Origin of the sequence: Kitasatospora sp. NPDC056138 (assembly GCF_042264695.1) — a bacterium.
Classification (GTDB): Bacteria; Actinomycetota; Actinomycetes; order Streptomycetales; family Streptomycetaceae; genus Kitasatospora.
Window position 1 is genome coordinate 1 of sequence record NZ_JBHJVK010000123.1, and the last position, 12,127, is coordinate 12,127.

The 12,127-nt window shown below is 75.0% G+C and carries 1 protein-coding gene; it reads right to left on the reverse strand.

Annotated features, from left to right (window positions below):
* Positions 1 to 69: 69 nt before the first annotated feature.
* Positions 70 to 12,015 (reverse strand): SDR family NAD(P)-dependent oxidoreductase, encoded by an 11,946-nt coding sequence (locus ACFC1R_RS37510; RefSeq protein ID WP_375946210.1) that lies wholly within the window; start codon positions 12,013 to 12,015, stop codon positions 70 to 72.
* Positions 12,016 to 12,127: the final 112 nt, after the last annotated feature.

Genomic DNA, 12,127 nt, shown 5'->3' on the forward strand with positions numbered 1-12,127 from the left:
CGGCCGGCCCGGGTCCGCCCGCCGACTAGTCCCGGCCGGGGGCCGCGACCGCTCTCCCCCGCCGAGGGGTCAGTTACCTCCCTGCGAACGGCCGAGCTGGTCGTGGATGAAGGCGAACAGTTCCTCGTCCGAGGCGGCGCGGAGCTGCTCGGTGTCGACGGCCGGGGCCGCCGGCTCGGCAGTCGCCGTCGCGGAAAGGCGTCCGAGCAGCGTCTGGAGCCTGGCCGCCAGCGCGGTGCGGGCCTCCTCGTCGGGTACCGGGGCGGCGGCGAACGCGGCCTCCAAGCGGTCGAGCTCGGCCAGCAGCGGCTGCCCGGAGGCATCGGCCGCCGGGGCGGTCTCGGCGACCAGCAGCTCGGCGAGCGCGGCGGGGGTCGGGTGGTCGAAGACCAGGGTCGCGGAGAACCGCAGACCGGTGGCCGCGTTCATCCGGTTCCGCAGTTCGACACCGGTGAGGGAGTCGAACCCGAGCTCCTTGAAGGCCCGTTCGGGCTCGACCGCCTCCGGTCCGGCGTGCCCGAGCACGGCCGCGACCTGGGTACGGACCAGGTCCAGCAGGACCTTGCGGCGGTCCTCCTCCCCCAGCCCGGCCAGCCGCTGCTCCAGGCTCGGCCCCTCCGCCGCCACGGTGGCGGCCCGGACGGCGCGGCGCGCGGGTGTGCGCACCAGACCACGGAGCAGCGGCGGGACGGCGGCGGGGTCGGCGTGGGTACGCAGTCCGGCGACGTCCAGGCCCATCGGGGCGAGGGCGGGCCGGCCGACGGTGGCGGCGGTGTCGAGCAGTGCCAGCCCCTGGGTGGAGGCGAGCGGGGTGATGCCGCCACGGGCCATCCGCTGGAGGTCGGCGGCGGACAGCGTGCCGGTCATGCCGCTGGTCTCCGCCCACAGGCCCCAGGCCAGCGAGAGCCCGGCGAGCCCGGCCGCGCCGCGCTGCCTGGCCAGTGCGTCGAGGAAGGCGTTGGCAGCCGCGTAGTTGCCCTGCCCGGCGCCGCCGAACGTGCCGGCGACGGAGGAGAAGAGGACGAACGCCGCCAGGTCGGCGGAGGCGGTGAGCTCGTGCAGGTTGAGCGCCGCGTCCACCTTGGGACGGAGCACGGTGTCGATCCGCTCGGGGGTGAGGGAGGCCACCACGCCGTCGTCGATGACCCCGGCGGTGTGGACCACGGCCGTGAGCGGGTGCTCCCCGGGTACGGCGGCGAGCAGTGCGGCGAGGGAGCCGCGGTCGGCCGCGTCGCAGGCGGCGACGGTGACATCGGCTCCCAACCCGGTCAGTTCCGCCGCCAGTTCGGCGGCCCCCGGGGCCTGGCTGCCGCGTCGGCTGGTGAGCAGCAGGCGGCGGGCGCCGTGCTCGGTGACCAGGTGCCTGGCGACCAGCGCACCGAGCGTACCGGTGGCGCCGGTGACCAGGACCGTCCCGTTCGGGTCGAGCGGGGCGGGCACGGTGATGACGACCTTGCCGATGTGCTTGGCCTGGCTGACGAAGCGGAACGCCTCCGGAGCGCGCCGGATGTCCCAGGTGGTGACGGGGAGGTGCTGGAGGGCACCCTGCTCGAACAAGGCGATGACGGCGGTGAGCATCTCGTTGATGCGGTCCGGACCGGCCTCGATCAGGTCGAAGGCCCGGTAGCGGACGCCGGGGTGCTCGGCCGCGACCTGCTCGGGGTCGCGGACGTCGGTCTTGCCCATCTCGACGAAGCGTCCGCCGTTCGGCAGCAGGCGCAGCGAGGCGTCGACGAACTCGCGGGCGAGCGAGTCGAGGACGACGTCCACGCCCCGGCCTCCGGTGGCCGCGAGGAAGCTCTGCTCGAAGTCGAGGTCACGGGAGGAGGCGATGTGCCGGCCGTCCAGTCCGAGGCCGCGCAGTGCGTCCCACTTGCCGGGGCCGGCCGTGCCGTACACCTCGGCGCCGAGGTGGCGGGCGAGCTGGACGGCGGCCATGCCGACGCCACCGGCGGCGGCGTGCACCAGGACGGTCTCCCCGGCCTGGAGGTCGGCGAGGTCGACCAGGGCGTAGTACGCGGTGAGGAACACCACGGGGACGGAGGCGGCCTCGGCGAAGGTCCACTCGTCGGGCATCCGGGTGACCATGCGCCGGTCGGTGACCGTGACCGGCGCGAAGCCGCCGGAGAGCATGCCGAACACCCGGTCGCCGACGGCGAGGTCGGTGACCCCGGGGCCGACCTCCAGGACGACGCCCGCTCCTTCCAGGCCGAGCAGCCCGGCGTTGCCCGGATACATGCCCAGCGCGTTGAGGACGTCGCGGAAGTTGAGGCCGGTGGCGCGGACGCCGATCCGGATGTATCCGGGGTCGAGCGGTGCCTCCGCGGCCGGGAACTCGATCAGTTCGAGGTTCTCCAGGGTGCCCTTGACCGGGATGCCGAGCCGCCAGGCGGCACCGGTCGCCGGCGGGGTGAGCGCGGCGTCGGTGGGGATCCTGGCCAGGCGTGGTGCGTGGCAGGTGCCCTGTCGGATCGCCAGCTCCGTCTCGGCCGAGGCCAGGGCCTCGGGGACGGCCGTGGTCGAGGGCTCGGCGGTGTCCAGGTCGAGCAGCACGAAGCGGTCCGGGTTCTCCGCCTGGGCGGACCGGATCAGGCCCCACACCGCCGCCTGGGAGAGGTCCGCGAGTGCCTCACCGGCCGCCGTCGCCACGGCTCCCCTGGTCACCAGGACCAGGCGGGCCTCGGCGAACGAAGGCTCGGCCAGCCACGCCTGGGCGAGCGCGAGCGCCCGATGGGTGGCGGCCCGCACGGCCTCGGCGGACGGGACCACCCCGGCGGACGGGAGGGTGGCCGGCTGCGGCAGCGGGGCGAACGGGACGAGCACGGTGTCCGGCGCAGGTGTACCGGCCTCGACGGCGGCGGCGAGCGCGGCCAGGTCGGCGTACGCGTCGGCCGGGATGCCCGCCGTACGGAGGTCGGTGGCCAGGCCGCCGGCCTCACCGGGCCGACTGTCGAGGACGGCCCACCGGCCGGCCTGCGGGACGGCGACCGCACCCGGGCCCGAGCCCGCCGGGAGGGCGGTCCACTCGACCTCGAACAGCGACTCGTGGTGCGAGCTGCGGGCACCGCGCAACTGCTCGGTGGCGACCGGGCGCAGCACCAGGGACTCGACCGTGGCCACCGGCCGGCCGGTGGTGTCGGCGAGCGTGAGCGCGACCGAGTCGGTCCCCTGCGGAGTGATCCGGACCCGCAGGGCGGTGGCACCGGTGGCGTGCAGGGTGACACCGCTCCAGGCGAACGGCAGACGTCCCTGCTCGCCGCCCGCCTCCTGGAGGAAGGTGCCGTGCAGCGCGGAGTCGAGCAGTGCGGGGTGGAGGGCGAACAGGCTCCCGTCTGCCTCGGCGTCCTGCGGCAGGGCCACCTCGGCGAAGATCTCCTCGCCGCGCTGCCAGGCGGCCGTCAGACCCTGGAAGGTCGGGCCGTAGGCGAATCCGCCGCCGGCCAGGCGCTCGTAGAGCCCGGCGACCTCGACCGGTGTGGCGTCGGCGGGCGGCCAGACCGTGAGGTCACCCGTCGTCTCGCCGGCCGGGCGGCGGTCGGCGAGTGCGCCGCTGGCGTGCCTGGTCCACGGCTCGGCGGGGTCGGCGTCCTCCGGGCGGGAGTACAGACCCAGTGGCCGGGTACCGCTCTCGTCAGCCGGGTTCACCCAGAGCTGGAACTGGAGCGCGCCGGTCTCCGGCAGGACGAGCGGCGCCTCCAGGGTGAGCTCCTCCAGCCGGTCGCAGCCGACCTGGTCACCCGCACGGACCGCGAGCTCGACGAAGGCCGTGCCGGGCAGCAGCACGGTGCCCGAGACGGCGTGGTCGGCCAGCCAGGGATGCGTGTGGAGGGAGAGCCGCCCGGTGAAGAGGTAGCCGTCGGACTCGGCCAGCGGGGCGCCGGCACCGAGCAGCGGGTGCCCGGGGGCGACCAGCCCGGCGGAGGCGACGTCGGCGGCCCACAGGGCGGGCGCCTCCAGCCAGTAGCGCTCGCGCTGGAAGGCGTACGTCGGCAGGTCGACGCGCTGCGCGCCGGTACCCGCGAACACTGCCTGCCAGTCGAGCTTGATACCCCGGACGTGCAGCTGCGCCAGCGCGGTCGTGAAGCTCTGCGCCTCGGCGCGGTCACGGCGCAGGACCGGTGCGAACACCGCCTCCTCCGTCACGCACTCCTGGCCCATCGCCGAGAGCGTGCCGTCCGGACCCAGCTCCAGGAACGTGCGGACGCCTTCACCCTCCAGCACCTGGATCGCGTCGTGGAAGCGGACCGCCTCGCGGACGTGGCGGACCCAGTACTCGGGGGTGACCAGCTCCTCGGTGACCTTGCCGGTGAGCGTCGAGACGATCGGGATCCGAGGCTCGTTGAAGGTCAGACCCTCGGCCACCGCCCGGAACTCCGCCAGCATCGGCTCCATCAACGGCGAGTGGAACGCGTGGCTGACCGTCAGCCGCTTCGTCTTCCGGCCATCAGCAGCGAGCTTCTCCGCAACCTCCAGCACCGCCCGCTCATCACCGGAAATGACCACCGACGAAGGCCCGTTGACCGCCGCTATACCCACCTCGGCGGTCGGCAGCGGCAGTACCTCCGCCTCGGACGCCTGCACCGCCACCATCGCACCACCGGCGGGCAGTTGCTGCATCAGCCGGCCGCGAGCCGCCACCAGCACGGCGGCATCCGCCAGGGAGAGGACTCCAGCCACGTGCGCGGCGGCCAGCTCGCCGATCGAGTGGCCGGCCAGGAAGTCCGGCCGCAGACCCCACGATTCGGCGAGGCGGAACAGCGCCACCTCGACCGCGAACAGCGCGGGCTGCGTGTAGGCCGTCTGGCCGAGCAGACCGGCCGTGTCCGCGAACATCACCTCGCGCAGCGGACGATCGAGATGCTGGTCCAGGTGCACGAACACCTCGTCCAGCGCATCCGCGAACACCGGGAACGCCGCATACAACTCGACGCCCATCCCGACCCGCTGGCTCCCCTGCCCCGTGAACAGGAACGCAGTCCGCCCGGTAACCACCGACCCCTGCACCACGTTGCCGGCCGACTCGCCGGCCGCCAGCGCCGCCAGGCCGCGCAACAGCTCGTCCCGGTCGGCGCCCACCACGGCGGCCCGCTGTTCGAGGCCGGCGCGGGTGGTCGCCAGGGACCAGCCGACGTCGACGGAGTCCGGCAGCGCCGCGTCCCCGGTCAACTGCCGGTGCAGCCTGGCGGCCTGGGCGTGCAGGGCCTCGCGGGTCTTCGCGGACAGCACCCACGGCACGACACCCGGATCGGTCCGGGCCGGGCTCTGCACAGCCGTCGGTGCCGGGGTCGGCGTCGGCGTCGGCGTCGGCGTCGGCGCAGGGACCGGTGCCGGTGCCTGCTCGATGATGACGTGGGCGTTGGTGCCGCTGACCCCGAACGAGGAGACGCCCGCGCGGCGCGGCTGTCCGGTCTCCGGCCACGGCCGGGCCTCCGTCAGCAGCTCCACCGCGCCGGCCGTCCAGTCCACGTGCGGGGAGGGTTCGTTGACGTGCAGGGTCTGCGGCAGCATGCCGTGCTGCATCGCCTGCACCATCTTGATCACGCCCGCCGCACCGGCGGCCGCCTGGGTGTGGCCCAGGTTGGACTTCACCGAGCCGAGCCAGAGCGGACGGTCCTCGGGGCGGCCCTGACCATAAGTGGCCAGCAGCGCCTGTGCCTCGATCGGGTCACCGAGCGTCGTACCCGTGCCGTGTGCCTCGACCGCGTCCACCTGGTCCGCCGACAGGGCGGCGTTGGCCAGGGCCTGGCGGATCACCCGCTGCTGGGAGGGGCCGTTGGGGGCGGTCAGGCCGTTGCTGGCGCCGTCCTGGTTGACGGCGGTGCCGCGTACGACGGCCAGCACCGGGTGCCCGTTGCGGCGGGCGTCGGACAGCCGCTCGACCAGCAGCATGCCGACGCCCTCGGCCCAGCTGGTGCCGTCCGCGTCGGCGGAGAAGGACTTGCAGCGGCCGTCGGCGGCCAGCCCGCGCTGACGGCTGAAGTCGACGAACGTGTCGGGGGTGGACATCACGGTCACACCACCGGCCAGCGCCAGCGTGCACTCGCCGGAGCGCAGTGCCTGCCCGGCCAGGTGGAGCGCCACCAGCGAGGAGGAGCACGCGGTGTCGACCGTGACGGCCGGGCCCTCCAGACCGAAGGTGTAGGACACCCGGCCCGAGGCCACGCTGCCGGAGCTCCCGGTGCCGAGGTAGCCCTCGACGCCCTCGGGGATGGCGGGGAGCCGCGAGACGTAGTCGTGGTACATCACGCCCGCGAACACGCCGGTCCGGCTGCCGCGCAGGGTGCCCGGGTCGATGCCCGCCCGCTCGAACGCCTCCCAGGACGCCTCCAGCAGCAACCGCTGCTGCGGGTCCATCGCCAGCGCCTCACGCGGGTTGATGCCGAAGAAGCCCGGGTCGAAGGCACTGGCGTCGTGCAGGAAACCGCCCTGCTGCGCGTAGGAGGTGCCCTGGCGCTCGGGGTCGGGGTCGTAGAGCGCGTCGAGGTTCCAACCGCGGTCGGTGGGGAAGGCGGACACGCCGTCGCCGCCTGCGGACACCAGCTGCCACAGGTCCTCGGGCGAGGCCACCCCGCCGGGGTAGCGGCAGGCCATGCCGATGATGGCGATCGGGTCGTCGTCCTCGGCCGCCGTGGTGACGGCCACGGCGGTCATCGCGTCGACCGAGCCGAGCAGTTCGCTGCCCAGCTGTTCGGCGAGGGCGGCCGGGGTCGGGTAGTCGAAGACCAGGGTGGCGGGCAGTCGCAGGCCGGTCGCCGCGTTCAGGCGGTTGCGCAGCTCGACGGCGGTCAGTGAGTCGAAGCCCAGTTCCTTGAAGGCGAGCTGGGGTTCGACGGCGTCCGCTCCGGTGTGGCCGAGCACGCCGGCCACGTGGGCGATGACCAGGGCGAGCAGCGCCTTGCCCCGCTCTGCGGCCGGGACTGCCGCCAGCTGCTGGGCGAAGGAGCCGTCGACGTCCTCGACCGCCCGGGCGGCGCGCCGGGCGGGTGCCCGGACCAGTCCCCGAAGCAGGGCGGGCAGCGCCGGGGAGGCGGCCTGGCTGCGCAGCCCGGCGAGGTCGAGCCGCATCGGGACGTAGGTCGCGCCGCCCAGCGCGGTCGCCGTGTCCAGCAGGGCGAGGCCCTCGCGGGAGGAGAGTGCGTCGACGCCGGCCCGGTTGATGCGCCGGAGGTCGGCCTCCTCCAGGGTGCCGGTCATCCCGCTGCGCTCGGCCCACAGGCCCCAGGCCAGTGCGGTGGCGGGCAGGCCGGCGGCCCGGCGGTGGTGGGCGAGGGCGTCCAGGAAGGCGTTGGCCGCCGCGTAGTTGGCCTGTCCGGGTCCGCCGAGGGTGCCGGCTGCTGCGGAGAACAGGACGAAGGCGGAGAGGTCCTGGTCCTTCGTCAGTTCGTGCAGGTGCCAGGCCGCGTCCGCCTTGGGCCGCAGCACGGTGTCGATGCGCTCGGGGGTGAGCGAGGAGACGATGCCGTCGTCCAGCACGCCTGCGGTGTGCACGACGGCGGTGAGCGGGTGTTCGGCGGGTACGGCGGCGAGCAGGGCCGCGAGGGCCTCGCGGTCGGCGACGTCGCAGGAGGCCAGGGTCACCCGGGCGCCCGACTCGGCGAGTTCGGCGGCGAGTTCGGGGGCTCCGGCGGCCTCGATGCCCCGGCGGGAGACCAGCAGCAGGTGCCGGACGCCGTGGGCGGTGACCAGGTGGCGAGCGACCAGGGCACCGAGGGTGCCGGTGGCGCCGGTGACCAGGACCGTGCCCTGCGAGTCCGGTGCGAAGGTGTGGGACCCCTCGTCGGCGGCTGCGGTCACCCGGGCGAGCCGAGGCAGGTGGACGGCCCCGGCGCGCAGCGCGAGCTGCGGCTCACCGCCTGCGACGGCTGCCGGCAGGGCCCGGGCGGAGCGCGGGTCGGCGTCGAGGTCGAGCAGGACCAGGCGTCCCGGGTGCTCGGACTGCGCGGAGCGGACCAGGCCCCAGATGGCGGCGGCGGCCAGGTCGGTGACGTCCTCGCCGGGGGCGACGGCCATCGCGCCTCTGGTGGCCAGGACCAGCCGGGCCTCGGCGAGGCGGTCGTCGGCCAGCCACTCCTGCACCAGGGTGAGCGCCTGCCGCACCGCCGTGTGCACGGCCGCCGGAGCGGCCCCGGGCTCGGTGGGGAGGACGGCCAGGACGGTGTGGGGACGTACGGCGGCAGCCGCCACGGCGGCCGGGTCGGGGTGTGCGGGGACGGTGAACCCGGCCGCGCCGAGGCCGAGTCCGTCCTCGCCGAGCAGCGCCCAGCCGTCGACGTCGGCAGCGGGAGAAACGGCGGGTGCGGGCTGCCACTCCACGCTGAACAGCGACTCGTGGTGCACGGCCCGGGCGGCGTGCACCTGGGCGGCCGAGACCGGGCGCAGCAGCAGCGACTCCACGTCGGCGACGGGTGTGCCGGTGGCGTCCGTGACCGTGACGGAGACGGCGTCCTCACCGGCCGGGGAGAGCCGCACCCGCAGGGTGTCGGCGCCCGAGGCGTGCAGGGTGACGCCGCTCCAGGCGAACGGGAGCCGCCCGGACTCGCTGGGCTGCAGCAGGGTGCCCATGCCGACGCCGTGCAGGGCGGCGTCGAGCAGTGCGGGGTGCAGGCCGAACAGGCGGGCGTCGGCCCTGGCCTGCTCCGGCAGCCGGACCTCGGCGAAGATCTCGTCGCCCGACTGCCAGGCCGCTTGCAGGCCCTGGAAGACCGGCCCGTAACCGAACCCGGCCTCGGCCAGGTAGTCGTAGAGGCCGTCGGTCGCGACCGGAACGGCCCCGGCCGGCGGCCAGCTGCCCTGGCCGAGCGCATCGCCCGGGCGGTCGGCGGACGCGGGGGCGAGGGTGCCGGTGGCGTGCCTGGTCCAGGCGTGCTCGGCGGTCAGGGCGGCACCGGTGGCGGCGTCCTCGGGCTCGGGGCGGGAGTGCAGGGTGAACGGGCGGCTGCCGGTGGCGTCCGCCTCGCCGACGGCGAGCTGGAGTTGGACGGCGCCGCGCTCGGGCAGGGCCAGCGGGGCTTCCAGCATCAGTTCGGCGAGCCGGTGGCAGCCCACGTGATCGCCGGCCCGGATGGCGAGCTCGACGAAGGCGGTGCCGGGCAGCAGGACGGTGCCCATCACCGCGTGGTCGGCGAGCCAGGGGTGGGTCTGCAGCGAGAGCAGTCCGGTGAACAGCACCCCGTCGGCGTCGGCGAGGGCGACCGCGGCGCCGAGCAGCGGGTGGTCGGCCGCACCGAGTCCGGCGGAGGTGACGTCGCCGAGCCAGCCGGACGGCGGCTCGGGCCAGTGCCGGCGGCGCTGGAAGGAGTACGTGGGCAGGTCGACCCGGGTGCCGCCCCAGGCGGCGGACACGGCCTGCCAGTCGGGCGTGGCGCCGTGGACGTGGACCCGGGCCAGGGCGGTCAGCAGCGACTGCACCTCGGGCCGGTCCGCGCGCAGTGCGGGCACCAGGGCGATGTCGCCGCCGCCCGTGTCCCGGTCCTCGCCGAGGCAGTGCTGGGCCATCGCGGTGAGGACACCGTCGGGGCCGAGCTCCAGGTAGGTGGTGACGCCGTTGGCGTCGAGCCTGCGGACGGCGTCGTGGAAGCGGACCGCCGCGCGGACGTGGCGCACCCAGTACTCGGGCGAGCCGAGTTCCTCGGCGGAGAGCGAGGCGCCGGTGACGGTGGAGACGATCGGCAGGCGCGCGGGCTGGTAGTCCAGGCTCTCGGCGACCTTGCGGAAGTCGTCCAGCATGCCGTCCATCAGCGGCGAGTGGAAGGCGTGGCTGACCGCGAGGCGCCGGGTCCGGCGGCCGAGCTCCTCGAAGTGCCTGGCGATCGGAAGGACTTCGTCCTCGGCGCCGGAAAGCACCACGGCGGTGGGCCCGTTGACGGCGGCGACACCGGCCAGGTCCTCACGGCCGGCGAGCAGCGGCAGCACCTCCTGCTCCGTCGCCTCGACCGCCACCATCGCTCCGCCGGCCGGCAGTTGCTGCATCAGCCGGCCGCGCGCGGCGACCAGGGCGGCGGCGTCGGTGAGCGACCAGACGCCCGCGACGTGGGCGGCGGCGAGCTCGCCGATCGAGTGGCCGGCCAGCGAGTCGGGCGCCAGGCCCCAGGACTCGACCAGCCGGTAGAGGGCCACCTCGATCGCGAACAGTGCGGGCTGGGTGTAGGAGGTCTCGTCCAGCAGGCCGTCCCCGCCGGTGAACACCACCTCGCGCAGCGGGCGCTCCAGGTGCGCGTCGAACGCGGTGCACACCGCGTCGAAGGCCTCCGCGAACACCGGGAACGCCTCGTACAGTTCCGCGCCCATGCCGGCCCGCTGGCTGCCCTGCCCGGTGAACAGGAACGCCGTCCGGCCCTCGGCCGGGGCGACGCCCTGCACCAGGTTCGCGGCGGGCTCGCCGGCGGCGAGGGCGTCGAGGCCGGCCAGCAGCCCGGCGCGGTCCTCGGCCAGCACGGCGGCCCGGTGGTCGAGGGCCGCGCGGGTGGTGGCCAGTGAGTGGGCCAGGTCGGCCGGGGCGAGCTCGGGAACGGTGTCCAGGTGGGCGCGCAGCCGGGCGGCCTGGGCCCGCAGGGCGTCCGCGGTCCGGCCGGAGACCAGGTGCGGGAGCAGCGCGGGGACGGGCTGCGGCGCCCCGGCGGCGGGCTCGGGGGCCGGCGGGGCCTGCTCGATGATGGTGTGGGCGTTGGTGCCGCTGACGCCGAAGGAGGAGATGCCGGCGCGGCGCGGCTCCCCGGTCGCGGGCCACGGCCGGGCCTGCTCCAGCAGGGCGACGCCGCCGGACGACCAGTCCACGTGCGGCGAGGGCTCGTCGACGTGCAGGGTCTGCGGCAGCACGCCGTGCTGCATCGCCAGCACCATCTTGATGATGCCCGCGACGCCGGCGGCCGCCTGGGTGTGGCCCAGGTTGGACTTCACCGAGCCCAGCCACAGCGGCCGGTCCTGCGGGCGTTCCAGGCCGTAGGTGGCGAGCAGGGCCTGGGCCTCGATCGGGTCGCCGAGGACCGTGCCGGTGCCGTGCGCCTCGACCACGTCCACCTGGGCGGGGGTGAGCCCGGCGGCGGCCAGCGCCTGGCGGATGACGCGCTGCTGGGAGGGGCCGTTGGGGGCGGTGAGGCCGTTGCTCGCGCCGTCCTGGTTGACGGCCGAACCCCTGATCACGGCCAGGACGGGGTGCCCGTTGCGCTGGGCGTCCGACAGGCGCTCCAGCAGCAGCATGCCGACGCCCTCGCCCCAGCCGGTGCCGTCGGCGGCGGCGGCGAAGGACTTGCAGCGGCCGTCGGCGGCCAGCCCGCGCTGGCGGCTGAACTGGACGAACGCACGGGGGCTGGACATCACCGTGACGCCGCCGGCCAGCGCCAGCGAGCACTCCCGCTGGCGCAGCGCCTGCACGGCGAGGTGGAGCGCGACCAGCGAGGAGGAGCAGGCGGTGTCGACGGTGACCGCCGGGCCCTCCAGGCCGAAGGTGTAGGAGAGGCGGCCGGAGAGCACGCTCGCCGAGTTGCCGGTGAGGGTGTAGCCCTCGACGCCCTCGGGGACCTGGTGGAGCAGATCGCCGTAGTCCTGGCCGTTGGTCCCGGCGAAGACGCCGGTCCGGCTTCCCTTGAGCGAGGTGGGGTCGATCCCGGCCCGCTCCAGGACCTCCCAGGACGCTTCCAGCAGGAGGCGCTGTTGCGGGTCCATGCCGAGCGTCTCGCGGGGACTGATCCCGAAGAAGGCGGCGTCGAACTCCGGGGCGTCGTACAGGAAGCCGCCCTGCCTGGTGTAGCTGGTGCCCTGCTGGTCGGGGTCCTCGTCGAAGAGCGACTCGATGTCCCAGCCCCGGTCGGTCGGGAAGTCGCCGACCGCGTCGCGGCCCTCGGCCACCAGCTGCCACAGCTCCTCGGGGGAGTTCACCCCGCCCGCGAACCGGCAGCTCATCGACACCAGGGCGATCGGCTCGGAGTCGACCGACTCCGCCTCGCGCAGCCGCTGGCGGGTCTGGTGCAGATCCGCCGTCACGCGCTTCAGATAGTCGAGGAGCTTTTCCTGATCCACTGTTGGAACCTCACCCAATTCGATGACTGCGGGGAACTGCAAGAACGTGCGGGCGGACCCGGGGACGGGAGCACCGCGTACCCGGCCGGTCGGCGCCCGGGGTGTCTTCCCC